The organism is Pseudomonas sp. IT-P395 (genome assembly GCF_949767675.1).
Taxonomy (GTDB): domain Bacteria; phylum Pseudomonadota; class Gammaproteobacteria; order Pseudomonadales; family Pseudomonadaceae; genus Aquipseudomonas.
On record NZ_CATKPW010000022.1, the window covers coordinates 436,503 to 460,029 of the forward strand.

Consider the following 23,527-nt stretch of genomic DNA (forward strand, 5'->3'; position numbering starts at 1 on the left):
AGATCAGGGATTTTGTCTTGAGGCGGATTCCAGTGTAGTCGGGGCCGGGAAGTTGGCTGGATGGATGGGTGACAAATTGTGTGGGAGCGAGCCTGCTCGCGAAAGCGGTGTGTCATTCAGCGCTGTTTTTGCTGATGTACCGCTTTCGCGAGCAAGTCGAATCGTCGCACCGTCGCTCCCACAGGGGAATGTGCTTGGCTTACTGCTTTTCGGGTGGCAGCTCAGGCAGTGCCCGCAGCGCTGCTTCGTACCATTCGGTATTGAACGCGCGGTCTTCATCAAGCATCGCGTCAATCTCATAGGCCAGCACATGCGCCATCAGATTGAGGATCTCTTCGCGCTCAACGCCCACCAGGGTCAGCTTGTTGAAGGTCGCTTTGGCCGCTGGCGGGTTGTCGCTTTCGATCTGGTTCTCGATGGCTTCGATCAAGGTAGCCTCGGTGAACTCTTCTTCGTCGTTGTCGATGTCTGTCGGCTCGCTCATGGCAGGCTCCTTATGGAAAGGCGCCAGTTTACCCGCATTCAGCGGGGTGATGCTGCTGGCGCGATTCGCCTGCACGATCTATAAACATGCCCTGCCCACCCCGCACGGCCTGGAGGCTATGTGATGCTCAAGCTCTACGGATTCTCAGTCAGCAACTACTACAACATGGTCAAACTGGCGCTGCTGGAAAAAGGCCTGCCGTTCGAAGAGGTCACGTTCTACCCGGCGCAAACCGCGGAATCTCTGGCCATCAGCCCACGCGGCAAAGTCCCGGTGCTCGGTGTGGACGCCGGTTTCATCAACGAAACCGCGATCATCCTCGAATACCTCGAACAGACCCAGAAGGGCACACCGCTGCTGCCAAGCGATCCGTTCGAACGCGCGCAGGTATTGGCGATTGCCAAGGAAATCGAGCTGTACATCGAGTTGCCGGGGCGCGCTTGTTACGGCGAGGCGTTCTTCGGCATGACCCTGCCGGAGGCGATCAAGGAAAAGACCAAGACTGAATTGCAGCTGGGTTTTGCGGCGCTGGATCGGCACGGCAAGTTCGCCCCGTATGTGGCGGGCGACAGTCTGAGCATTGCCGACTTGTACTTCCTCTACAGCGCGCCGCTGGCCTGTGCAGTCGGGCAGAAACTGTTCGGGATCGATTTTCTGGCGCAGATGCCAAAGGCGAAAGCACTGCTGGAGCGGCTTGAGCAGAATCCGCATGTGCAGAAGATTGCAGCGGATAAAGAGGCGGCGATGCCGGCGTTTTTGGCGATGATTGCTGCCAAAAAGTGAGTTTTGTGGCGTTTGTAAGTAGGTAATCGCTGGCAAGCCAGCTGCCACAGGTCTTTGGGTCGAACGCAAAATTGTGTTCCAACAAAGAACCCTGTGGGAGCTGGCTTGCCAGCGATGCTTTTAGCGACTGGCGATCAGGGCCTGACCGCGCACCACAGCTGCCTTGACCTGCGCCGGCGCAGTGCCGCCGATATGGTCGCGGGCATTCACTGAGCCTTCCAGGGTCAGCACGGCAAACACGTCCTGCTCGATCTGGTCGCTGAACTGACGCAACTCTTCCAGGCTCATTTCGGCCAGATCCTTGCCAGTGTCAACGCCGTATTTCACGGCGTGGCCGACGATTTCGTGGCAATCACGGAACGGCAGGCCACGGCGTACCAGGTAGTCGGCGAGGTCGGTCGCTGTGGAGAAACCGCGCAGCGCCGCTTCACGCATGATCGCGTGCTTGGGTTTGATCGCCGGGATCATGTCGGCAAAGGCACGCAACGAGTCGCGCAGGGTATCGGCGGCGTCGAACAGCGGCTCTTTGTCTTCCTGATTGTCCTTGTTGTAGGCCAGCGGCTGGCCTTTCATCAAAGTCAGCAGGCCCATCAGTGCGCCGAAAACACGGCCGGTCTTGCCACGCACCAGCTCTGGCACGTCAGGGTTTTTCTTTTGCGGCATGATCGAGCTGCCGGTGCAGAAGCGATCCGGCAGATCGATGAACTGGAACTGCGCGCTGGTCCACAGCACCAGCTCTTCGGAGAAGCGCGACAAGTGCATCATCGCGATGCTCGCGGCCGAGCAGAATTCGATGGCGAAGTCGCGATCGGAAACGTTGTCCAGTGAGTTGCCGCCCACGGCGTCGAAACCGAGCAGTTGCGCGGTGTATTCGCGGTCGATCGGGTAGGTGGTGCCGGCCAGCGCGGCGCTGCCCAGTGGCATGCGGTTGGTGCGCTTGCGGCAGTCGACCAGACGCTCGTAATCGCGGCTGAGCATCTCGAACCAGGCCAGCATGTGGTGCCCGAACGTCACTGGCTGCGCGGTTTGCAGGTGGGTGAAGCCGGGCATGATGCTCGCCGCTTCACGCTCGGCTTGCTCCAGCAGGCCTTTTTGCAAACGGGTGATCTCGGCGAGGATCAGGTCGATTTCGTCACGCAGCCACAGGCGGATGTCGGTGGCGACCTGGTCGTTGCGGCTACGCCCGGTATGGAGCTTTTTACCGGTGACGCCGATGCGGTCGGTCAGGCGTGCTTCGATGTTCATGTGCACGTCTTCGAGGTCGATGCGCCAGTCGAACTGGCCGGCCTCGATTTCGCCCTGAATGGTCTTCAGGCCGTCGATGATGCTGTCGCGCTCGGCATCGGTCAGCACGCCGACTTTGGCCAGCATGGTGGCGTGGGCGATCGAGCCCATGATGTCGTGGCGATACAGGCGCTGGTCGAAAGTGACGGAGGCGGTGAAGCGGGCGACGAAGGCGTCGACGGGTTCACTGAAGCGGCCGCCCCAGGACTGATTGGTCTTGTCAGTGCTCATGAATTCGCTCGTATCGGCTTGAAGAAAAAAGGCGTGAAACGCTGGCGCGGATAATAACAGGGTTGCCCGGACTGTCGCTGACACCGGTCGATACGTTTTTTTCTCATTGTGTGCGCCATAGTCGGCGCTGCATCCGGGGGATTTGCGCAAGGATATTTTTCGATTGAGCAATATCGGCCCGACGAGCGTCTACAGTAGGACATAAGGGTCGGCGCGACTGCAGATCGCGCAAAGGTCTGGTCGCCGACTATAAGAAGAGGGGGGTGGGTGTAATTGTCCTTCGGCAATCCCCGTGAGAAACGCAGGAAACAGCGGGCTTTGAGCAGTACGACCCGGACACTGGCAAATATTGCTGGCCGACGTACGGCACTTTTTGGCGCTCGGGCTAGTCTTAGCGTGGATCGCGGTGACGGACGTCACTTCACCTGTCTACGCTATCCTTGTGCGAGACTCACGCAGGAATCCAGCGCAATATGAATGTCCTGATCGTTGATGACGAACCACTGGCTCGCGAGCGCCTCAGCCGAATGGTGAGCGAGCTCGAGGGTTATACAGTTCTGGAGCCCAGCGCCACGAATGGCGAGGAGGCGTTGGCACTGATCGACAGCCACAAACCGGATATCGTGTTACTTGATATCCGCATGCCGGGCCTCGATGGCCTGCAAGTCGCTGCCCGTCTGTGCGAACGAGAAACGCCGCCCGCCGTGGTGTTTTGCACCAGCCCCGATGAATTTGCCGTGGAAGCCCTGCAGGCCAGCGCCGTGGGCTATGTGGTGAAACCCGTGCGAACCGAACATCTGCATGACGCCCTGAAACGGGCGGAACGTCCCAACCGGGCGCAACTCTCGGCCCTGACCCGTCCCGCTGCCGAAAGCGGCACCGGTCCGCGCAGCCACATCAGCGCCCGCACCCGCAAAGGCATCGAACTGATCCCGCTGGATCAGGTGGTCTATTTCATTGCTGACCATAAATACGTGACCTTGCGCCATGAGGCTGGTGAGGTGCTTCTGGACGAGCCGCTCAAAGCCCTTGAAGACGAATTCGGCGAGCGCTTTGTGCGTATCCACCGCAACGCGCTGGTCGCCCGCGACCGCATCGAGCGTCTGCAACGCACACCGCTGGGGCATTTCCAGCTGTTCCTCAAAGGTCTCAATGGTGATGCGCTGATCGTCAGTCGTCGGCATGTGGCCGGTGTGCGCAAAATGATGCAGGGCTTGTAACCCGCTCATTCCGGGTGGCTCCAGCTCCTTGTTACCGGGCACTGCGGGCCAGGGAGGCCGCGCCGACTCTGATTCAAGTCAAAGTGGATTTGGCTGAGCTGTTATTATCCGCCGTATCTATTCAGTACGGATTGATCCATGTCCTCTCGCGAAATCCGCATCGCCACCCGTAAAAGTGCGCTGGCCCTCTGGCAGGCCGAATACGTCAAAGCCCGTCTGGAAGCGGCCCATCCGGGCCTGCTGGTGACGCTGGTGCCCATGGTCAGTCGCGGCGACAAGCTGCTCGATTCGCCGCTGTCGAAAATCGGCGGCAAGGGCCTGTTCGTCAAGGAACTGGAAACCGCGCTGCTGGAAAACCAAGCCGACATCGCCGTGCACTCGATGAAAGACGTGCCGATGGACTTCCCTGAAGGCCTCGGTCTGTTTTGCATTTGCGAGCGCGAAGATCCGCGCGATGCCTTCGTTTCCAATACCTACGCCAGTCTCGATGCGTTGCCTGCCGGCGCGATCGTCGGCACCTCGAGCCTACGCCGACAGGCGCAATTGCTGACCCGTCGTCCAGACCTGCAGATCCGCTTCCTGCGCGGCAACGTCAACACGCGCCTGGCCAAGCTTGATGCCGGCGAGTACGACGCAATCATCCTCGCGGCCGCCGGCCTGATCCGCCTCGGCTTCGAAGACCGCATCACTTCGGCAATCAGCGTCGATGACAGCCTGCCCGCTGGTGGCCAAGGCGCAGTCGGCATCGAATGCCGCAGCGCCGACACTGAAATCCACGCCTTGCTCGCACCGCTGCATCACGCCGATACCACTTCGCGTGTGACCGCCGAACGTGCCCTCAACAAACATTTGAATGGCGGCTGCCAAGTGCCGATCGCCTGCTACGCCGTACTCGAAGGCGAGCAGTTGTGGCTGCGCGGTCTGGTCGGTGAACCGAGCGGTGGCAAGCTGCTCAGCGCCGAAGCTCGTGCGCCACGTGGCGATGCCGAAGCATTGGGCGTGAAGGTGGCCGAAGATCTGCTCAGCCAGGGCGCCGACGATATTCTCAAAGCGGTCTATGGCGAGGCAGGTCACGAGTGACGGACTGGCGCCTGCTGCTGACGCGTCCCGCAGAAGACTGTGCGGCGCTGGCCGAGACGTTGGCCGCGCAGGGGGTTTTCAGCAGTTGCCTGCCGCTTTTGGAAATTGCCCCGCTGCCGGTCTCTGAGAAAATACGTCGGGCGATTACACAGTTGCCAAGTTGCAGCGCAGTGATTGTCGTCAGCAAGCCGGCGGCGCGTATTGCGCTCGATCTGCTCGACGGCGCTTCTGCACTGACGATGCCCTGGTTCAGCGTCGGTGCGGCGACTGCGCAGATTCTGCTGGATCACGGTCTGGACGCGAACTTCCCGGCTGACGGCGATGACAGCGAGGCGTTGCTGCAATTGCCGCGTCTGCGTGAGGCGATCAGCCAGCCCGGCGCGCAGGTGTTGATCTTGCGCGGCGAGGGCGGGCGCGAGTTGCTCGCCGAGCGCTTGCGTGAGCGAGGTGCTAGTGTCGAGTATCTGGAATTGTATCGGCGCGACCTGCCGGCCTATGCCCCGGATGAGCTGCCACGGCGGATCGCAGCGGAACGCTTGAACGGGCTGGTGGTCAGCAGTGGACAGGGTTTCGAGCACCTGCGCCAAATGGCCGGCGATGCCTGGCCGACCATCGCGCCGTTGCCGTTGTTTGTACCAAGCCCAAGGGTCGCCGAGCTGGCACGTGCCGCCGGGGCTCAAACAGTTGTGGATTGCCGCGGCGCGAGTGCCGCGGCTTTGCTGACGGCGTTACGGGAGCATCCCGAACCCGTTTTCTAATGCAAAGGATGGATACGTGAGCGAAACAGCCTTGCCAAAAGATGACGTCCAGCCTGTGATTGAACCCCAGGTTGAAACTCCACCGCCGGCCACAGAGCCGCGCCGAGGCAATGGATTGGCCATCGTCGCCTTGTTGCTCGGCGCTGCCGGTGTCGCGATCGGTGGCTGGGGTGTCTGGCAGGTCCGTCACCTGCAGACCAATACTCAGCAGCAGTCCGGTGAAGTGCAGGCATTGAACGATCAGGCGCAGAGCCTGAAGCTCAATGAACAGCGTCTGACCGAGCGCCTCGCGCAACTGCCCGGTGCCGACGAACTTGCCGAACGCCAGCGTCTGGTGACGCAGCTTCAGGGCGATCAACAGCGCCTCAATCAACGCCTGGAAACGGTGCTGGGTGCCAGCCGCAAGGACTGGCGTCTGGCTGAGGCCGAGCACCTGCTGCGTCTGGCCAGCCTGCGTCTGTCGGCGTTGCAGGACATCAGCAGCGCTCAGGCGCTGGTGCAGGGCGCTGACGAAATCCTTCGCGAGCAAAACGACCCCGGTTCCTTCGCCGCCCGCGAGCAAGTGGCGAAAACCCTGGTGGCGCTGCGCAGCACCGCGCAGCCGGATCGCACCGGTTTGTTCCTGCGTCTCGGCGCGTTGCGCGATCAGGTCATTGACCTCACCGAGCTGGCGCCGGAGTACAAGGATCGCGGCGAATCGCTGCTGGGCCTGACTGCCGACGGTGACGGCGCCAGTCGCTGGGCGCAGTGGTGGGATCAGGTCTCGCGCTACATCCGTATCGATTTCAACGCCGACAAAAATGTGCGGCCGCTGCTGGCCGGGCAGAGTCTGAGTCAGGTGCGTCTGGCCCTGAGCCTTGCACTTGAGCAGGCACAGTGGGCAGCGCTCAACGGGCAGGCGCCGGTCTACACCCAGGCACTGGCCGAAGCACGTGATGTGCTCAAGGGCAATTTCAACCCGGACAATCCGCAAAGCAAAGTGATGCTTGAACAGGTCGGTGAGTTGAGCAAGGAACCGGTCACGGTCACGACGCCGGATCTGGCCGGCACGCTGAGTGCGGTGCAAGCCTATCTTGAGCGGCGCAACGTCAACGCCGAAGAGTCGGTGAAACCCTTTGCCAAACCTGCCGCCAAACCTGCCGCCAACACTGCGCAGGAGACCACGCCATGAAACGCCTCTATGTGATCGTGTTTCTGGTGATCGCGGCGACGGCGGCGCTGGGCTTTGCAGTGGCACAGCATTCTGGCTACGTGCTGATTGCCTATAAGAGCTTCCGTTACGAAGCGAGTCTATGGGCGACACTGGCGGTGATCGCGGTTTTGTGGCTGCTGATCTGGGGCATCAAGGCCTTGGTCGAGTTGGTCATGACCTCAACTGGCGTGGTCAATCCCTGGTCACGGCGCAACCGCAGTCGTCGCGTGCAGGTAGCGATCGAGCACGGCCAACTGGATCTGGCTGAAGGTCGCTGGGCCAGCGCGCAGCGTCATCTCTATCGAGCGGCTGAAGCCGAGCGCCAGCCGCTGTTGTACTACCTCGGCGCAGCCCGCGCGGCCAATGAGCAAGGAAACTACGAGGAATGCGATCGATTGCTGGAGCGCGCGCTGGAGCGTCAGCCTCAAGCGGAATTGGCAATCGCTCTGAGTCATGCGCAGCTGCAGACCGACCGTGGCGATACCGACGGTGCCTTGGTGACCCTGCAAGCGATGCATGATCGCCATCCGCACAATGCGCAGACGCTGCGCCAGTTGCAGCGCTTGTACCAACAGCGCGGCGAATGGTCGGCGGTGATTCGTTTGCTGCCGGAGTTGCGCAAGGACAAAGTCCTGCCACCTGCCGAACTGGCTGAACTGGAGCGCCGCGCCTGGGGTGAAAACCTTTCGCTGGCAGCGCAGCGCGAAGAGGACGGGAGCGTTGGCTTGCAGTCGCTCACGCGGGCCTGGGAACAGCTCACCTCGGCGCAACGGCAGGAGCCGCCGCTGGTGCTGGCGTACGCCGAACAGCTGCGTCAGTTGGGTGCTCAGGTCGAAGCGGAAGAAGTGCTGCGTACCGCCCTCAAGCGCAAGTACGACAGCCATCTGGCGCGTCTCTACGGTCTGGTGCGCGGCAGCGATCCGGCCCGTCAGTTACAAACCGCCGAAGGCTGGCTGAAAGATCATCCGAACGATCCGAGCTTGTTGTTGACCCTCGGCCGACTGTGTCTGCAAACCAGTCTGTGGGGCAAGGCGCGGGATTATCTGGAAAGCAGCCTGCGTGTGCAGCGCAATCCGGAGGCCTGTGCGGAACTGGCGCGCTTGCTCGCACAGTTGGGCGATACCGAGCGCAGCAATCAGTTGTTTCAGGAAGGCCTTGGCCTGCTGGATGAACGCCTGCTGGCTGCACCTCTGCCGGTTCTGGCTCACGTCTGAAGTGGTGAGGGAGGATGCTCCCTCGCTTACCTTTTGTGGCTGAAATTTCAACTTCAGTGAGTGCTCGAGGCGAATTCCTACAGCGGGCTACACCGATTCCTATCGAACCTGTCGGGTTTTCCCTACACCTCTGGTGAACTGTCGGCAGGGCCTTGCCTTGAAAGGCTGACACGCTTTCCTCTACCGTAACCGTCTGTCTCTACTGTTACGGAAAAGCCATGTCGTTGGCCTGCTCACGCTCCTTGTTCTTCATGGCTTTCACTGCGGGGGCCTTTGCTCTGGGAGCTTCCTATTATCTTGAATACGCTGTCGGTCTGACGCCGTGCAGCCTGTGCCTGGTGCAGCGCCTGTTCCTTACGCTACTGTGCGTGTCCAGTGGTGTGGCAGCGGTGCACGGCCCCAAGCGTGTGGGGTTGTGGTTTTACTGGCTGTTGACCTTGGGCGCGAGCCTGGGAGGCACCACGGCGGCCTGGCGGCAGGTATTGATACAGAGCGATCCGATGCTGCAACTCCTCAATTGCACGCCTGCCCCCGATACATTGTTCAGTGGCCTGCCCTGGATCTGCGCCTTGCAAAGAATGTTCAGCGGCGGCGCCGATTGTGCGGAAATTTCCTGGACGCTGTTTGACCTGAGCATCCCGGAGTGGAGCCTGCTGTTCTTTGTCGCGGTGTCGATTCTGGCGGTGTATCAATTGTTGCGGCTGGTCTGGAGTGCTCTGCAACGCCCGCTCAGCGGCGAAGCGTCGCACTCGGTGCTGCTGCGGGATTAAACACTTGTATGAACTTTATCTCCTGCGTACCTTGAAGCCATAGGCGTGCGGGCATAATCTGGCCCGCACGTGTCATTGGATTTATGTTGCTCGATGACGCTCTGCCCGGCCGTCCCCCAAGCCAAAATCAAAAGAGGGGCGCGGGTGTAGAGCAGCATGACCCACAAGGGAAGAGAGATCGCCATGCTCGAAAGTTGTCAGAATGCTCAGGAACGTTGGGGTGGAGTTCATCTGCTGATCGACCGCTGGTTGCAGGAGCGTGAAGATCTGATCGGTGCCTACGACAAACTCGGTGCGCAGCCTGAGTCGCTGTCCGAGAGCCGCAAGCCCTTGCAGGAATTTTGCGGTGTGCTGGTTGATTACGTCTCGGCAGGGCACTTCGAAATCTACGAACAGCTGACTGGCGAAGCCAAGGCGTTTGGTGACACGCGTGGTCTGGAACTCGCCGAGACGATCTATCCGCGCATCGACGTCATCACCGAAAAGCTGCTCGCGTTCAACGATCTGTGCGATGAAGGCAAGTGCGTAGCCGAGAAGTTCAAAGAGCTCGGAGGCCTGCTGCACGAGCGCTTCGAACTTGAAGACTGCCTGATTGAAGTGCTGCATACAGCACACAAGGAAGAAGATCCGGTTCAGGCCTGATCCCGAACCCTGAACAAAAAAACGGTGCGTCCGAAAGCGCACCGTTTTTTATTGCCTGCTCAACTCGTCGCGCCACGCAATTCCACTTCGAACACCAGCGGCGTGAACGGCGCGATCAGGTCGCCGGCACCGTCGGCGCCATAGGCCTGATCCGATGGAATCACCAGTCGCCATTTCGCACCCACCGGCATGTTCTGCAACGCGGTTCGCCAACCGGCAATCACGCTGTCGAGATTGAACCATTGCGGCTGCGTGTTCTGATCGAACACGGTGCCGTCGGGGAGTCGGCCGACATACAGTACCTGCACTTTTCCATCGGGACCGGCCTTGGTCCCCGTGCCAGGTGTCAGCTCGGTGAGCAGGATGCCATCGGCCAGTTCCTTCACCCCCGGTTTGGCTTTTTCAGCGGTGAGAAAACGCTGCTCGTTTTCCATCGCTGCATCGCTCGAAGGCTGTACAGAGTGTTCGGCATTTTGCGCTTCATGATCGGCCAGAATCTGCTCGATACGTGCTTCGCTCAGCGCCAGCGGCTTGCCTTGATAGGCTTGCTGCAAACCATCGACCAGTGCCTGAATCTGCAGTTGCGGGACTTCCTGGCGCAGCCGCTCACCGAGGCTGGCACCGAGGCTGTAGGCCAGATCGTGAGCATCGTTCGCGGTGGCTTTTTCGTCCGCGTGAGCGGCCGAAAAAATCATCCAGAGGGATAAAAAAAAGTAGCGCGACATGGGCACTCTCCGTCCTGAGATGCGGTGGATTATGCCAGCGCGAACGTCTGCAACGGTGAACTGCTTTTGACTTCGCGCAGAACATTTTCGATTCGGTGCAACGCAACGCAATCGATACTGTCAAGATGCCCTAGCGGCGGTAACTGCAGAGGTCTAGTATGAGCCGCACTCACGTCAGCCAGGAGGTAAACCATGTCGGCCACCAAGAAGCCTGTAAACACTCCGTTGCACTTACTCCAACAACTCTCGGGCAGCCTGCTCGAGCATCTGGAAAACGCTTGCTCCCAAGCCTTGGCTGATGCTGAAAAACTGCTCGCCAAACTGGAAAAGCAACGCGGCAAGGCGCAAGAAAAGCTGCACAAATCCCGCACTAAATTGCAGGACGCAGCTGCCGCCGGCAAAGCCAAGGCACAGACCAAAGCCAAGGGCGCAGTGAAAGAACTGGAAGACCTGCTCGATGCCTTGAAGGATCGTCAGTCCGACACCCGCAGCTACATTCTGCAACTCAAGCGCGATGCCCAGGAAAGCCTGAAGCTGGCCCAGGGTGTTGGTCGCGTTCAAGAAGCCGTGGGCAAAGTGTTGTCCTCGCGCGCAGCCAAACCGGCAGCGGCACCGGCGAAGAAAGCAGCTGCCAAACCTGCTGCAGCAAAAGCTCCAGCGAAAACCGCAGCGGCCAAGCCTGCTGCTAAAACCGCTGCCAAGCCAGCTGCAAAAACACCGGTGAAAGCTGCTGCCAAGCCAGCTGCCAAAGCGGCCGCAAAACCTGCAGTGAAGAAACCAGCTGCGGCGAGCGCTGCAAAACCAGCGGCTAAAACCACGGCGGCAAAACCTGCTGCACGTGCTGCCGCTGCCAAGCCGGCTACCCGTGCCGCTGCTGCTAAACCAGCCGCCAAACCAGCTGCTGCAAAAGCTGCTCCAGCGAAAACCGCCGCCGCCAAACCAGCCGCTAAACCTGCTGCTGCAAAGCCAGCTGCCAAGACTGCCGCTAAACCAGCTGCCGCCAAACCTGCTGCAAAAGCACCAGCAAAAGCTGCTGCCAAACCAGCCGTGAAAGCCGCCGCCAAACCGGCAGCCAAGCCAGCCGCTAAACCGGCCGCTGCTGCCAAACCAGCGACTGCTGCCAAGCCTGTTGCTGCAAAACCAGCCGCCAAGCCAGCTGCAAAACCTGCCGTTAAAAAGCCAGCCGCTGCCAAACCAGCTGCCGCTAAACCGGCTACCGCGCCTGCCGCTAAGCCTGCCGCACCGGCAGCGTCGGCTGCGCCATCGGCACCTGCTCCAGCCGCTACTGCCTCGACTCCTTCGACTGCGCCATCGCCAGCCGCTGCTTCGAGCGTCAGCAACAACCCGACCAGCGCTTCCTAAGTGCCGGTTGCCGCGACGCGCAGCACTTGCAGCGCGTCGCGGTTCGGGCTGGCCGCACTGCCGGCCAATCCCTCCAGCCAGGTCGTCGAACCTGCATCGTTTCGCGTCCATGTCTGAGCTACACCCTCAAGCCGTGACAGCAACGCTCGCTCAGCTTCCAGCTCAAGTGATTTGATCTGCTCGCGCATGCCTTTCAGCACCGCATCATCCACGGCCCGCGTTTTCCATTGCATGCGCAGTGCTCGCAGCGGCTGCACCACTTCGATATCCCACGGTTCGGTCAGCGACTGAAGCTGGCGAACGCGTTGTTCATCGCAAATCACCCCGCGTTGCTCCAGCCATAAACCGCACAACAGCAGGCACACATTCGCGCCCGCCGTTTGCAGTTGCAGGCAGGCGTCTTCCACGCCCGGTCGGGCGTAGGTGGCAAGGGAAAAGCTCCACAGGTCAGAGGACATCGTGCTACTCGCGCCAGTTGTGAGCGAAGCTGGTAGACTCCGCCGCCATTATGATCCGACTTCAGAACCTGACTTTACAGCGTGGCCCGCAACGTCTGCTAGAAGACGCCGAGCTGACCCTGCACGCCGGCCACAAAGCCGGCCTCATCGGTGCCAACGGCGCCGGCAAATCGAGCCTGTTCGCCTTGATCCGGGGTGAGCTGCACCCGGACTCGGGTGATTGCTTCCTGCCGGCTGACTGGCGCATCGCCCATATGCGCCAGGAAATCGAGACGCTCGAGCGTCTTGCCGTCGACTATGTGCTCGATGGCGACCTGCGTCTACGCGAGGTGCAACGTGACCTCGCCGCCGCCGAAGCGGCGCACGACGGTGCCGCTCAGGCTCGTCTGCATGCCGAGCTCGACAGCGCCGACGGTTACACCGCCGATGCGCGGGCGCGAAAGCTGCTGGCCGGTCTGGGCTTCACCAACGAGCAGATGGATCGTCAGGTCGGGGATTTCTCCGGTGGCTGGCGGATGCGCCTTAACCTGGCGCAAGCGCTGATGTGCCCGTCGGACCTGTTGTTGCTCGACGAACCGACCAACCACTTGGATCTCGACGCGATCATCTGGCTCGAAGAGTGGCTGAAAAGCTACCCGGGCACCTTGCTGCTGATTTCCCACGACCGCGATTTCCTCGATGAAGTCGTCGATCACGTGGCCCATGTCGACCAGCGCAAAATCACCCTGTATCGCGGCGGCTACAGCGCATTCGAACGCGCCCGTGCCGAGCGTCTGGCCCAGCAACAACAGGCCTACGAGAAGCAGCAGGCGCAACGTGCGCACATGGAAAGCTACATCGCCCGCTTCAAGGCCCAGGCCACCAAGGCCCGTCAGGCACAGAGCCGGATCAAGGCACTGGAGCGGATGGAAGAACTGTCGGCGGCCCACGTCGATTCGCCGTTCGATTTCGTCTTCCGCGAGTCGAGCAAGATCTCCAGCCCGCTGATCGACCTGTCCGATGCGCGCTTGGGTTATGGCGACAAAACCATCCTCGAGAAGGTCAAGCTGCAACTGACCCCGGGTGCGCGGATCGGCCTGCTCGGGCCGAATGGCGCGGGTAAATCGACCCTGATCAAGAACCTCGCCGGCGAGCTGTCACCGATTGCCGGGCGCCTGACCCGTGGCGAGAACACCGTGGTCGGCTATTTCGCTCAGCATCAACTCGACTCGCTGGATTCCAAGGCCAGCCCGTTGCTGCACATGCAGCGTCTGGCGCCGACCGAGCGTGAGCAGACCCTGCGTGACTTCCTCGGCGGCTTCGACTTCCGTGGCGCGCGCATCGATGAGCCGGTGCTGAATTTCTCCGGTGGTGAAAAGGCGCGTCTGGCCCTGGCGCTAATCGCCTGGGAACGGCCGAACCTGCTGCTGCTCGACGAACCGACCAACCACCTCGACCTGGAAATGCGCCTGGCGCTGACCATGGCGCTGCAGGAATTCAGCGGCGCGGTGCTGGTGGTGTCTCACGATCGGCACTTGCTCAAGAGCACCACTGATAACTTCTACCTGGTCGCCGACGGCAAGGTCGAAGAGTTCGATGGCGACCTCGAAGACTACGCGCGCTGGCTGGTGGAATACCGCCAGCGCAACGCGCCGGTCAGTAACACTCCGGTCAATCCGGACAAGACCGACAAGAAGGCTCAGCGTCAGGCTGCAGCTGCCTTGCGTCAGCAACTGGCGCCGCACAAACGTGAAGCCGACAAGCTCGAAGCCGAACTGGGCAAGCTCCACGAGAAACTGGCCAAGGTCGATGCCAGCCTTGGCGACAGCGACATCTACGAGCCGGCGCGCAAGAACGAATTGCGTGATCTGCTGGCCGAGCAGGCCAAGCTGAAAGTTCGCGAAGCCGAACTGGAAGAGGCGTGGATGGAAGCCCTTGAAACGCTGGAGAGCATGCAAGCGGAGCTGGAGGCGCTGTCCTGATGGAAGCGTTCAAGCTGCCGCTACCGGCGGAATGGGTCGAGCCGATCTGGTTTGTGGTGCAGATTCTGCTGATCCTGCTGGCCGGTTATCTCACGCAACGTTTCGTCGCCAAGGGGCTAACTCGGTTGGGCGAGCGCTATCCGTTCCCGCCGCAGTTGCTGATGCCGCTGCGTGGCGTATTGCGCTGGTTGATCATGGGCAGCGCGCTGATCTTCGTGTTGGAGCGCCTCGGTGTCTCGGCCACGGTGTTGTGGACCGCGCTGTCGGGTTTCGTTGCGGTGGCAGCGGTGGCGTTCTTTGCGATGTGGAGCGTGCTGTCGAATTTGCTCTGCGCGATTCTGATCTTCACGGTCGGGCCGTTTCGGCTGGGGGATATCGTCGAGCTGGTGGACACCACCGACAAGCCAGGCGTGAAGGGGCGGGTGGTGGCGATCAATCTGCTCTACACCACGTTGATCGAGGCTGAAGAGTTGGGGACTGGCAGCGCCATGGTGCAGGTGCCGAACAGTTTGTTCTTCCAGCGTTCGGTGCGGCGTTGGCGCGGGACGGATGTGTTTCCGTCGAGCGGGTTCGAGAAGTAAGGTTTCGAGCAAGATCAAAAGATCGCAGCCTTCGGCAGCTCCTACAGGGATCGCATTCTCATGTAGGAGCTGCCGCAGGCTGCGATCTTTTGCTTTTAGCCCCAAACCGCATTAGCTTTGACAACTTGTTACGGCATGAGTCGAGGTGTGCGATGGAGCTTCAAACATGGCTGGCGTTTTTTGCCGCCTGCTGGGTGATCAGTCTGTCCCCGGGTGCTGGCGCCATTGCGTCGATGTCCAGCGGTCTGCAATACGGTTTCTGGCGCGGTTACTGGAACGCCCTTGGCCTGCAAATCGGTCTGGCGGTGCAGATTGCGATTGTCGGCGCCGGTGTGGGCGCGATCCTGACTGCTTCGGCCACGGCCTTTCACGCGATCAAATGGTTCGGTGTCGCTTATCTGGTGTATCTGGCCATCAAGCAATGGCGTGCGCTGCCCATGGACATGAGCGATGACGCGGCGGTGCGGCCGATCGGCAAGCCGCTGGCGCTGGTGTTCCGTGGCTTTCTGGTGAACATCAGCAACCCCAAGGCTTTGGTGTTCATGCTCGCGGTGCTGCCGCAGTTCATCAACCCGCATGCGCCGTTGCTGATTCAGTATCTGGTGATTGGCGTGACCATGATCTGCGTCGACCTGATCGTGATGGCCGGCTACACCGGTCTGGCGTCGAAGGTGCTGCGTCTGTTGCGCACACCGCAGCAGCAGAAGCGCATGAACCGCACGTTTGCCGGGCTGTTCATTGGTGCGGCGGCGTTTATGGCAACGTTGCGCAAAGCGGCGGCGTAAACATCGTGGGCACAAAAAAGGCGACCTTTGCAGGTCGCCTTTTTTTGTGGCCGGGACGCAGAGCGTCCCGGGATGCATTCCCACGCGGAGCATGGGAATGATCAGCGGCCAGTCATCAGCGCAAGATCACTGGTGCAGTATCACGCGGCAGGTTGTTGCGCTGCGGCGCTTCACGCGGCTGCTCGTAACCGCCGCCACCGAGCTGCATGCTCAGTTGCCCGGCTACGTCCTCACCCAGCGCCTTCGACACGTCACGCACCACCCGTGGGCGGTTCAGCGAGATCTTGATGTCGCGATGGTTCACCAGTTTGGTGTCCTGCGCTTCACCCATCGCCGTGAAGGCCGAGGTGATCTCGAAGGTCTTGGTATTGATCAGGCTGAAGTCCGCCACCAGCGTCAGGCCCAGCACCGCCGAATAGCTGTCGGTGTTCGCCAGCTCGTTGATGTCCTGAGTGAAGTCGATATCGGACACGGTGCCGAACAGCACGTAGTCGGCGCCCTTGAAGTTACCGGCCTTGATGCGCTTGATCACATCAAAGACATCACCCTTGGACGACGCGGTGTACGGCGTGCCTTGCACCAGCTGGAACATACCGGTGCGCAGGATTTCACCCTTGATGTCGCCGGTGAATTTACGCAGCTCGGTCTGTTCGATGTAGCTGGTCGTTGCTTCAATCTCGTTGTAGCTCGAAGAGCCACTGGAGCTGTAGTAACCCTCGCGGTGATTGCTCTGGGCCGAAACGATGTGGATGTATTGCTCCACACGTTCCTGATACGCCAGATCCGTCACCGCGACTTTCGGGGCCGCTTGCACGCTGAACGCGCAAGCCAGGGCCATCATGCCAATCCATGCGCGCATCAATTAACGCTCCGTGGTTTTGCGGATCTCTTTTTCGTCCATCCACTCGGCCAGACCGCTTTCAACGTCGATCAGTTGCAGGCTGAATTTGTAGAAGACGTCCTTGTAGTCGCTGCTGCGCTTGACGATCGAGCTGATCGAACCTTCGATGCGGTACTTGGCGGCAACCATGTTGCCAGTCTTGGCCACGGTGCTCTTCTTGTACAGGCCGCTCTGGTTTTGCAGCTTGAGCTGGTCAACCTGGCTCTGCATCGCGTTGTTGTCACTGGCAAAGCGCGCTACGCCGGTTTTCATCAGTTGAGTCTTGATGCTGGTGGTGATTTCGCGAGTGTCGATGTACTCGCTGGTCTTGTTCTTCACGTCGTAGACCTGAACCACCGGACGGCCCTGCAGAATGCCGGACTGAGCCAGCGAGCGGGTCATCGACTCGGCGATCATTTGCAGGTCGGTCGAACCGAATTCGTTGGTCACGGTTTCAACCGCTTTGGTGTCGCCGTAGCTGATGTTCTTGCTGCCCAGGGTCGGCGAAGTGTTGGCGCAACCGGAGGCCAGCAGGGCGATAACGGCGATGCAGGAAAAGCGTACAAACATGGGAATGCTCTCTAAATCAGAAATAGGGTGTCAGGCTTACGGCGTCTTGATTTCCAGACGGAAGTCCACGGCTTTCGGGGTCGGGGCAATCCCCTGAATGAAGCTGGTCTGGGCGCCGTACATCATTTGGCTTTTCCACACTTCTTCTTCGGCGATCGGGAAACCTTCCGCGCCGAGCCAGGCGAAGCGGTAGTAGAAAATCTTGTTGCTGTTGAGGGTGTTGCTCAACTGCACATTGACCGTCATGAAGCCGTTTTCGCGAGCGACGCGCATGGCGCCGACGACGATGTGTTTCTGCGGACCCATGGCCACGACTTTGCTCGCGGCGCTGCCCGGCTCTGGCGGTGGCGGGGTGGCGCAACCGCTCGCCAGCAAGGCGAGGGCGGCGACGGCGATGAGTTTGAAGCGCATGCAAAGACTCCGTTCTTAAGGTTGTTTGAGGCTGGCGACGTTGGTTGCGCCGGCGCTCGGGATCACGTGAGCGGCGAGACCGCCGGCGAACACCTGGTTGCCCACAGCGCGCAGGCTGATCACCTGATAACGCTGATCGACAGTCACCTTGACCACCGAACCGCCGACGGCGCTCGGCAGGGTAACCTGATGCTCACCCTTTTTCAGTCGCAGACGCACCACTTGGGTGTTGTCCGGCAGGGTACGCCACGTACGGGTATCGGCACCTTCGAGCACAGCTGAAGAGATACCGACGGCCAGACCGGCCAGGGGGTTGGTTTCGTTGATCTTCTTCTGCGCCACGCCTTTGGTGATCGCCCGCACGGTGGTGCGCAGAATGATCCCCGGCATGTCGTCACGCAGAGCGCGGCGGGACATGGCGGTGGTGCTGTTGAGCGCGGTCAGATCGACCTGCTGACCGTCGACGCCGATTTGCGCGAAAGTCGCCGTGGAGGTGTCCGGTTTGATGATCGGGAACGACAGCGGCGTGATCACCACATTGTTGGAGATCGGCAATGGCAGCGGAACGCGGATCGAGTCGCGGGCTGGGGCCAGACCGCTTTGCACCACGATCAGAATGTCGCTGTCGTCGGATTTGCTCGGCTTGTCGAGATTGACCAGCGCCTGCTCCAGCAGCGGCGTGTTCGGGCGCAGTTCGGCAGCCTTGCGGTAGCCCGGTGCAGCCAGGCCTTTCTCGCCCAGGGCTTCATAGACGAAACCGGACAGGTAATGGCTGAACGCACTCTGGTAGCTGTTTTTCAGGCCAACCACTTCCGGCGCGTCGAGACTGGCGACCGGGTAGCCTTGCAGGTCCTTGTACTGCGTCTTGATGCCTTCTTTTTCGGCTTCTTCCTCGCTCTTGAGGTATTCCTTGTCACGCAGCTCGGCGATCACTGCTTCACGTTCGTGAGTTTTCTTGATCGCAGTACGTGCGCCATCGAAATCGTTGACTGCCAGCAGGTTCAGGGCCATCTGCGTGGTCAACATGACTTTTTCGTAATCATAGCCTTCGTAGCGACGCACTTTGTCGTTGACCAGGAAACTGCCGAACTGGGCCAGGTACTTGTCGGTATCGAGCTTGACCGAGTCTTCCCACTTGCCAACCACCTGGTCGGCGCTGGTCCAGGCATTCTGGCTGCCGGAGAGGTCGCCCTTGGCGCGCAGCAACTCACCTTTCTCGAAGTAATAGAGCAGGTCTTTATCAGGGCCGGTGTTGTTCTTTTCCAGCAGAGTCAGCGCGGCGTCGACGTTGCCGGTGGCCAGTTGCTGATTGGTCTGTGCCAATTCAGAGTCGTAATTGCGAAACGCCGAACAGCCGGACAGCAGAGTGACGGCGCTGAGCGCGATCAGAGTGGGGGCGCGGAATGCCATGGGGGTACTTCTTCCCTGGAGTAATACAGCCGCGGATGCTGGTCGGGCTGGTGTGACCCATCGACAGTGGCACTGGCCTCCTGCCAATTCCTCATAACCTGAGGAGCTTTAATGCCGTTTCGCAATAGCGAGGGCGCGGCATTATAAGCGGGTGGTAGTGGCTATGTAATAGCTTTTTAATTGCACTGGTTAGTTAGATGCCATTACTTATTTCAGGTTGGCTACCACGCTGCTTGCCGGTGCCCCGCTGGACTGGAAGGCGCTGCCATTGGCAAACACGTGCTCACCCAAGGCGCGCAGGCCGATAACCTGGCGATTCTGGTCGATGCGGATTTTCATTGGAGCAGCGCCGGGCGCGTTAGGCAGGCTGATCAGGTGATCACCCTTTTTCAGGCGCAGACGCACGACTTGGGTGAGGTTGGGCAAGGTACGCCAGGTGCGGGTGTCGGCCTGCTCGAAACCGTCCCAATGAGTGACATAGGAGGCTTTGCTCGGGTCGCGTCGGTTGTCCGTGGCTTGAACGTCAGCCGCCAGAAAGGCCCGATAGGTCGTACGCTGGATAATGCCCGGCATGTCGTCACGCAGGGTGCGCAAGGACATGTCGGTAATGCTGTTGACGGCGATCAGCTTTTTCTGACGACCGTCGATGCTCACTTGATTGAATGAAGGTGTGGATGTGTCTGGCACCATCACGGGAAACGATACATTGGCGACGATGACTTGCCCGTCCGCCAACTTCACCGGATAGGGCACACGCACGGAACTGCGGGCCGGTGCCAGGCCGCTCTGCACGATGATCAGTACGTCGCTTTCGTCTGCCTTCAGTCCAGGGTTGTCGAGGTCGCGCAATGCCTGCTGGAAAAACCCCATGTCCGGGCGCAGTTCGATCGCCTGACGATAGCCGGGCGCTGCCAGATCTTTCTCGCCGAGCGCTTCGTAGGTAAAACCGGCGAGATAGTGACTGAACGCGCTCTGATAGCCGTTCTTCAAGGCGATGACGGCGGATGATTCCAGCATGACCACTGGGTAGCCTTGCAGGTCCTTGTAATGGACGCGGGCGCCGCTGGCCTTGGCCGCCTCTTCGACACGCTCGTATTCCAGTTCTCGCTGCCGGGCGATCAGTGCTTCACGCTCGTGGGTTTTCTTGATGTCGGCGCGGGCACCGTCAAAGTCATTCAGGGCCAGTTGGTTGAGGGCCATTTGCGTGGTCAGCATGACTTTTTCGTAGTCGTAGCCATCGTAGCGGCGCAGCTTGTCATTGATGATGCTGCCCCACTGATTGCCCATGGCGGCGAGCAATTTGTCGCCAGTGGTTTCAATGGTGTCCTGGCGCTGTATGACCATTTGCTCGGCGCTACGCCAGGCAATCTGGCTCTGCGGGAATTCACCGCCAGCGCTTAGCACCGCACCCTTCTCGAAGTAATAGAGCAAATCCTTTTCTTCGCCCGGGTTGTGTGCCTCGATCAAGGCCAGTGAACCGCCGATATTGCCGGCCTTGAGCTGTTGCGTGGTCTGTTGCAGTTCCAGGTCGTAATCACGGTAAGCGGCGCAACCACTGAGTTGCACAAGGGTGGCGATCAGCAGGGACGGCAACAAACAGTGGCGCATGAGCGGGTTCTTCCTTGAACGGAGAGGGCGAAATGATGGCGCATTATAGGGGCGCTTTGCAGCTGCCGGGGTGGTATGGATTGCGCTAGGCTTGCCCGCTCACCGATCAATTGAGTTGCGGTACTTCAATGAATCAACTGCTGGCCATGCGTGCGTTCCGTTGCATCGTCGAGTGTCGCGGTTTCAGTGCTGCGGCGGAACGGCTCGAGACTACGCACTCGACCATCTCCCGGCAGTTGCAGCAACTGGAAGCCGAGCTGGGCACGCGTCTGATCAATCGCAACACCCGGCGTTTCAGCCTGACCACGGCGGGGCAGCAGTATTACCTCGCCTGCGTGGATATTCTCGATCGCCTTGATCAGGCCGCTGTGGCGGTCGGTCAGGCCCAGGAGAAACCCAGTGGTGTCTTGCGCATCAGTGCGCCCGTGGTCATCGGTACGCTGGAACTGGCGAAGTGGCTGCCAGGGTTTCAACAGCGTTATCCCGAGATTGAAGTTGATCTGTCCTGCGATGACCGTTTTGTCGATCTGATCGCCGAAGGCCTCGATGTCGCGTTGCGCATCTGCGGGCCGCTTGAAGATTCGTCTCTGGTGGCGCGGTTGCTCACGGTTTCGCCGATGCTGCTGGTCGCGTCACCGGCCTATATCGCACGGCACGGATTGGTACGGCAGGTTCGGGAACTGGCCGGGCATCAGTTGCTGGCGTTTGCCGGTGGCAGTGACTGGACGCTGACCGATGCGCGCGGAGTTGCCACGCAGATCCGTGCGCATGGGCGCTTCAAGGCCGATTCGATCAGCTCGCTGCACGCCGCTGCGTTGGCCGGTGTGGGCATTGCCGCGTTCACCCGTGCGACGGTGCAGGATGACTTGTTGAGCGGACGGTTGGTGCAGATGCTACCCAACTGCAGCCTGGGTCAACGGCACTATTACGCGCTGTATCCCCATGCCGGGCATGTGGCGCTCAAGGTCAAAGTGTTCGTTGAGTTCATGGCCGAACACTACCGTAGCGGCAGTCCGGCGTTAGGCTAAAATTGCCGACAAAGCTTGAGGGAAACGCGTTCGAAGTGAACAATATGTAACTTCGCATTTCCATTTGAGAATTCTTCATGACTGCCGCGTCCCGTTTCCTGGCCTGGCTGGTGTTCCCGTTGTTTGCCCTGAGCAGCTTCAATCTGCTGGCTGATACCGTGGAAGGCGCACCGCAAGCGCTGCATTTGCTCGATTACATCAGCGCCGACTACCCGCCGACGGTAGCGGCGGGCAAGGTTGTCGATGATTCTGAATACCGCGAGCAACTGGAGTTCACGCGGGCGCTGCAAGGCTTGATCGCCGGCATGCCGGCCAAGCCTGAAAAGGCTGCGCTGGAGCAGGGCGTTGAAGCCTTGCACGCGGCGATCACCGCGAAACAGGACGGCGCCGAAGTGGCCCGACAGGCGCGGCAACTGGGCGCGCAACTGGCGGTGGCGTATGAAGTCAGCCAGGCACCGATCATCACCCCCGATCCCACCCGTGGTGCGCCGCTCTATGCGCAGAATTGCTCGGTGTGCCACGGCGACAGTGGCGCCGGTGACGGCCCGGCGGGGCTCGGCATGACCCCGGCACCGGCCAATCTGCGTGATGCGGCGCGGTTGGATCACCTGAGCTTGTACGCGATCTACAACACCCTTGGCCAAGGCGTCGAAGGCACCGACATGCCGGCGTTTGCCGATCAGCTTGATGATCGCCAGCGTTGGGATCTGGCGACTTACATCGCCGGCTTCAGCGCCGATCCGGCGGCGGCCAAAGCCGAGAAGACTTACAACATCGCCGATCTGGCGCGCCAGACCCCGGCTGAGGTACAGGCCGCCGACGGCGCGCAAGCCGCAGCGACGTTCCGTGCACAACGTGCACAGCCGCCGCAGGTCAAGCGCGGCCCGGCGCAGTTGCTCGACTACACCGCCGCAACGCTGGACAAGAGCCTTGCCGCGTATCGCGCCGGCGAACACGATCAGGCATACGACCTGTCGGTCGCGGCCTATCTGGAAGGCTTCGAACTGGTCGAGAGCTCGCTGGATAACGTCGACGCCAATGTGCGCAAGGACACAGAAAAATCGCTGATGGCTTACCGGCAATCGTTGCAGGACGGTTTGCCGGTCGAGCAGGCCGAGCAGCGTCTGGACGCCGCAAAGGCCAAGCTCAAGGAATCCGCCGGGTTGCTCGGCAGCGACGGCCTGAGCTGGTCGCTGAGCTACATTTCCGGCCTGCTGATTCTGCTGCGCGAAGGTCTGGAAGCGATTCTGGTGCTGGCGGCGATTCTTGCGTTCCTGCGCAACACCGGCCAGCAGTCAGCGGTGCGCAGTGTCAACGTCGGTTGGGGCCTGGCGCTGCTGGCCGGCCTCGGCACCTGGGCGTTGGCGGCGTATGTGATCGACGTCAGCGGCTCGCAGCGTGAACTGCTCGAAGGCGCCACGGCGCTGTTTGCCAGTGTCATGGTCTTGTGGCTCGGTGTGTGGATGCATGACCGCCGGCATGCAGCGGCCTGGCAGGATTACATCAAGAGCAGTCTGGTCGGTGGTGGCGGGCGTTTCGGCTTCGCGATTCTGGCGTTCTTCTCGGTGTATCGCGAGCTGTTCGAAGTGATCCTGTTCTACGAAACCCTGTGGCTGCAGGCCGGCCCGGCCGGGCATGACGCGGTCCTCGCCGGTGGCGCGACGGCATTGGTGCTACTGGTGGGTCTGGCGTGGGTAATCCTGCGCGGTTCGGCGAAACTGCCGTTGACGCTGTTCTTCAGCATCAACGCCGCGTTGCTCTGCGCGTTGTCGGTGGTGTTTGCCGGGCATGGCGTGAAGGCGTTGCAGGAAGCCGGAATCTTTGGCACGCGGCCGGTGGCGTTCTTTGAATTCGACTGGCTGGGGATTCATGCCGATGCCTATTCGCTGACGGCGCAAGCGGTGGCGATTCTGGCGATTGTGGTGTTGTATGGGCGTAGTTGGGTGGCGGAGAAGCGGCGGGTTTCGGCTGCTTGATTGAGTGCTCCCTTAAAAGATCGCAGCCTTCGGCAGCTCTTACATGGGCGTAGCATGTCGCAATATTGCGGCGCGACGCGCACTCTGTAGGAGTTGCCGAAGGCTGCGATCTTT

General features: G+C 60.6%; 23 protein-coding genes and 1 pseudogene. 15 read left to right on the top strand and 9 right to left on the bottom strand.

The window, feature by feature from the left end:
* Nucleotides 1–199 precede the first annotated feature (199 nt).
* The gene (locus ACM6IN_RS17250) at nucleotides 200–484 is read right to left on the bottom strand and encodes a hypothetical protein (RefSeq protein WP_007911108.1); all 285 of its coding nucleotides are present in this window, start codon (nucleotides 482–484) and stop codon (nucleotides 200–202) included.
* A 123-nt stretch (nucleotides 485–607) separates the two neighbouring features.
* On the opposite strand from ACM6IN_RS17250, the gene ACM6IN_RS17255 reads away from it, so the two are divergent.
* Nucleotides 608–1,267, top strand: a complete 660-nt coding sequence (locus ACM6IN_RS17255) for a glutathione S-transferase family protein (RefSeq protein WP_414916425.1) — start codon at nucleotides 608–610, stop codon at nucleotides 1,265–1,267.
* 120 nt (nucleotides 1,268–1,387) lie between these two features.
* Here the strand turns inward: ACM6IN_RS17255 and argH are convergent, their stop codons facing one another.
* On the bottom strand, nucleotides 1,388–2,782 hold the full coding sequence (gene argH, locus ACM6IN_RS17260; protein ID WP_007911110.1) for an argininosuccinate lyase: 1,395 nt from the start codon (nucleotides 2,780–2,782) through the stop codon (nucleotides 1,388–1,390).
* Nucleotides 2,783–3,118: 336 nt separating this feature from the next.
* Here argH and ACM6IN_RS17265 point away from each other — a divergent pair.
* The 8 genes and pseudogenes from ACM6IN_RS17265 to ACM6IN_RS17300 form a co-directional block, all read left to right on the top strand.
* A pseudogene (locus tag ACM6IN_RS17265) lies at nucleotides 3,119–3,259 on the top strand (sensor histidine kinase); the annotation flags it as partial.
* Nucleotides 3,256–4,002, top strand: a complete 747-nt coding sequence (locus ACM6IN_RS17270; RefSeq protein WP_007911111.1) for a LytR/AlgR family response regulator transcription factor — start codon at nucleotides 3,256–3,258, stop codon at nucleotides 4,000–4,002. The pseudogene ACM6IN_RS17265 and the gene ACM6IN_RS17270, both read left to right, overlap by 4 nt.
* Before the next feature lie 138 nt (nucleotides 4,003–4,140).
* On the top strand, nucleotides 4,141–5,082 hold the full coding sequence (gene hemC, locus ACM6IN_RS17275) for a hydroxymethylbilane synthase (RefSeq protein WP_007911112.1): 942 nt from the start codon (nucleotides 4,141–4,143) through the stop codon (nucleotides 5,080–5,082).
* Nucleotides 5,079–5,840 carry a uroporphyrinogen-III synthase gene (locus ACM6IN_RS17280; protein ID WP_123376126.1) on the top strand — a complete coding sequence of 254 codons (762 nt, stop codon included), beginning with the start codon at nucleotides 5,079–5,081 and terminating at the stop codon, nucleotides 5,838–5,840. Before hemC ends, ACM6IN_RS17280 begins: the two co-directional genes overlap by 4 nt.
* A 16-nt stretch (nucleotides 5,841–5,856) precedes the next feature.
* Nucleotides 5,857–7,011: a uroporphyrinogen-III C-methyltransferase gene (locus ACM6IN_RS17285; protein WP_414916426.1), complete on the top strand. Its 1,155-nt coding sequence runs from the start codon at nucleotides 5,857–5,859 to the stop codon at nucleotides 7,009–7,011.
* Nucleotides 7,008–8,246 (top strand): heme biosynthesis protein HemY, encoded by a 1,239-nt coding sequence (locus ACM6IN_RS17290; protein WP_007950058.1) that lies wholly within the window; start codon nucleotides 7,008–7,010, stop codon nucleotides 8,244–8,246. The genes ACM6IN_RS17285 and ACM6IN_RS17290 overlap by 4 nt, the downstream gene beginning before the upstream one ends.
* Nucleotides 8,247–8,464: 218 nt before the next feature.
* Nucleotides 8,465–9,016 carry a disulfide bond formation protein B gene (locus ACM6IN_RS17295; protein WP_007911116.1) on the top strand — a complete coding sequence of 184 codons (552 nt, stop codon included), beginning with the start codon at nucleotides 8,465–8,467 and terminating at the stop codon, nucleotides 9,014–9,016.
* A 183-nt stretch (nucleotides 9,017–9,199) separates the two neighbouring features.
* The gene (locus ACM6IN_RS17300) at nucleotides 9,200–9,658 is read left to right on the top strand and encodes an Rsd/AlgQ family anti-sigma factor (RefSeq protein ID WP_007911118.1); all 459 of its coding nucleotides are present in this window, start codon (nucleotides 9,200–9,202) and stop codon (nucleotides 9,656–9,658) included.
* Between the two features lie 59 nt (nucleotides 9,659–9,717).
* Here ACM6IN_RS17300 and ACM6IN_RS17305 read toward each other — a convergent pair whose 3' ends face one another.
* Nucleotides 9,718–10,383: an FKBP-type peptidyl-prolyl cis-trans isomerase gene (locus ACM6IN_RS17305; RefSeq protein WP_007911119.1), complete on the bottom strand. Its 666-nt coding sequence runs from the start codon at nucleotides 10,381–10,383 to the stop codon at nucleotides 9,718–9,720.
* Nucleotides 10,384–10,575: 192 nt separating this feature from the next.
* Here ACM6IN_RS17305 and ACM6IN_RS17310 point away from each other — a divergent pair, with 192 nt between their 5' ends.
* Nucleotides 10,576–11,745, top strand: a complete 1,170-nt coding sequence (locus ACM6IN_RS17310; RefSeq protein WP_414916427.1) for an AlgP family protein — start codon at nucleotides 10,576–10,578, stop codon at nucleotides 11,743–11,745.
* Here the strand turns inward: ACM6IN_RS17310 and ACM6IN_RS17315 are convergent.
* Nucleotides 11,742–12,203, bottom strand: coding sequence for a TIGR02444 family protein (locus tag ACM6IN_RS17315; RefSeq protein WP_095112851.1), 462 nt, complete (start codon nucleotides 12,201–12,203; stop codon nucleotides 11,742–11,744). The two genes, ACM6IN_RS17310 and ACM6IN_RS17315, sit on opposite strands and share 4 nt — an antisense overlap.
* Nucleotides 12,204–12,253: 50 nt before the next feature.
* On the opposite strand from ACM6IN_RS17315, the gene ACM6IN_RS17320 reads away from it, so the two are divergent.
* From ACM6IN_RS17320 to rhtB, 3 genes are all read left to right on the top strand, one after another.
* A complete protein-coding gene (locus ACM6IN_RS17320) occupies nucleotides 12,254–14,164 on the top strand; it encodes an ATP-binding cassette domain-containing protein (RefSeq protein WP_007911122.1) in 1,911 nt (636 codons plus the stop codon).
* Nucleotides 14,164–14,745, top strand: coding sequence for a mechanosensitive ion channel family protein (locus ACM6IN_RS17325; protein ID WP_007911123.1), 582 nt, complete (start codon nucleotides 14,164–14,166; stop codon nucleotides 14,743–14,745). Before ACM6IN_RS17320 ends, ACM6IN_RS17325 begins: the two co-directional genes overlap by 1 nt.
* Nucleotides 14,746–14,897: 152 nt before the next feature.
* Nucleotides 14,898–15,530, top strand: a complete 633-nt coding sequence (rhtB, locus tag ACM6IN_RS17330; RefSeq protein ID WP_007911125.1) for a homoserine/homoserine lactone efflux protein — start codon at nucleotides 14,898–14,900, stop codon at nucleotides 15,528–15,530.
* A gap of 115 nt (nucleotides 15,531–15,645) precedes the next feature.
* Here rhtB and ACM6IN_RS17335 read toward each other — a convergent pair whose 3' ends face one another.
* From ACM6IN_RS17335 to ACM6IN_RS17355, 5 genes are all read right to left on the bottom strand, one after another.
* Complete coding sequence (locus tag ACM6IN_RS17335) at nucleotides 15,646–16,389, bottom strand: hypothetical protein (RefSeq protein ID WP_007911127.1); 744 nt, start codon at nucleotides 16,387–16,389, stop codon at nucleotides 15,646–15,648.
* 3 nt (nucleotides 16,390–16,392) lie between these two features.
* Complete coding sequence (gene lpoB, locus ACM6IN_RS17340; protein ID WP_007911129.1) at nucleotides 16,393–16,980, bottom strand: penicillin-binding protein activator LpoB; 588 nt, start codon at nucleotides 16,978–16,980, stop codon at nucleotides 16,393–16,395.
* Nucleotides 16,981–17,016: 36 nt separating this feature from the next.
* On the bottom strand, nucleotides 17,017–17,391 hold the full coding sequence (locus ACM6IN_RS17345; RefSeq protein WP_007911131.1) for a YcfL family protein: 375 nt from the start codon (nucleotides 17,389–17,391) through the stop codon (nucleotides 17,017–17,019).
* A 15-nt stretch (nucleotides 17,392–17,406) separates the two neighbouring features.
* A complete protein-coding gene (locus ACM6IN_RS17350; protein WP_007911132.1) occupies nucleotides 17,407–18,801 on the bottom strand; it encodes a COG3014 family protein in 1,395 nt (464 codons plus the stop codon).
* Nucleotides 18,802–19,008: 207 nt separating this feature from the next.
* Entirely contained in the window at nucleotides 19,009–20,409 is a 1,401-nt protein-coding gene (locus ACM6IN_RS17355) for a COG3014 family protein (RefSeq protein ID WP_414916428.1), read from the bottom strand.
* A gap of 128 nt (nucleotides 20,410–20,537) precedes the next feature.
* On the opposite strand from ACM6IN_RS17355, the gene ACM6IN_RS17360 reads away from it, so the two are divergent.
* Together ACM6IN_RS17360 and ACM6IN_RS17365 are read left to right on the top strand one after the other, a co-directional pair.
* Nucleotides 20,538–21,437, top strand: coding sequence for a LysR substrate-binding domain-containing protein (locus ACM6IN_RS17360; protein WP_414916429.1), 900 nt, complete (start codon nucleotides 20,538–20,540; stop codon nucleotides 21,435–21,437).
* Nucleotides 21,438–21,514: 77 nt separating this feature from the next.
* Entirely contained in the window at nucleotides 21,515–23,413 is a 1,899-nt protein-coding gene (locus ACM6IN_RS17365; protein WP_414916430.1) for an FTR1 family protein, read from the top strand.
* Nucleotides 23,414–23,527 lie beyond the last annotated feature (114 nt).